The 754-nt window shown below is 68.7% G+C and carries 1 protein-coding gene; it reads left to right on the top strand.

The features are described 5' to 3' along the window. Window positions 1–475: 475 nt before the first annotated feature. The gene (locus tag ACGWYJ_RS38940) at window positions 476–658 is read left to right on the top strand and encodes a helix-turn-helix domain-containing protein (RefSeq protein WP_395111725.1); all 183 of its coding nucleotides are present in this window, start codon (window positions 476–478) and stop codon (window positions 656–658) included. The last annotated feature ends 96 nt before the right edge of the window (window positions 659–754 follow it).

Genomic DNA, 754 nt, shown 5'->3' with positions numbered 1-754 from the left:
GCAGCTCGTTCACCAGTGGGGTACACGAGCGACGATGGAAGGCGGGAAGATCGTATGGGCGAAGTGCGCTCTTTAGGCGGCTTGGTCGATCTTGGGGTGGTGTACCCGCTTGGGGCGCGCCACGGCAGTGCGGTACCTGGATCTGCTGGCCCTGACGGTGGAGCAGCGGGGCTGGCGGTGTTTCACGCCGTACCGGCTGGAGGACTTGCGAGTTTCGGTGCCGCTGCTGTGGATCTACGGCGCGGGCGAGTCGGGCGGGGTCGGGATCGTGGTCAAATGTGCGGGCCGCTGCGGGAGACTCCTGGGCCTACTACGAAGCGCACCGGGGATGGTCGGGCTACCTCGCTGTTTGGGGGCGGCGGCCGGTCCGTGCCCGTGGAAGCCGGATGAGCAAAGATCAGGAGGGAGTCTGAGCATGGCGGGTCCGGCGTCGAGGCGAAGGCCACGGGGGCCGCTGCGTCATGATCCTGAGGCTGTGCGGTGGGCGCGTGAACAGGCGGGGTTGACTCAGGCTCAGGTCGCCGAAGCGTGCGGTGTGGCGTTCAGTCTGATCAGCGAGATCGAACGCGGTACGCGCAATGTCACGCCCGCGATGATGGTGAAGCTCGTTGACGTGCTGAGGTGTCCGCGTGTGGTGTTGCTGCGCAAGGACGAGTGATCGGGCGGGCGTGGGTGCGGGTGCCCCGGCCCCGTGGGGTGGGGGCGGGTGCGGGCCGTCCACAGCGTTGCGGGGAGCTGTGGGCGGGCGCCGCGC

This window comes from Actinomadura sp. SCN-SB (assembly GCF_043906805.1).
Classification (GTDB): Bacteria; Actinomycetota; Actinomycetes; order Streptosporangiales; family Streptosporangiaceae; genus Spirillospora.
Note: the sequence above shows the minus strand (reverse complement) of the source record. Positions and strands in the feature narration are given on the sequence as shown.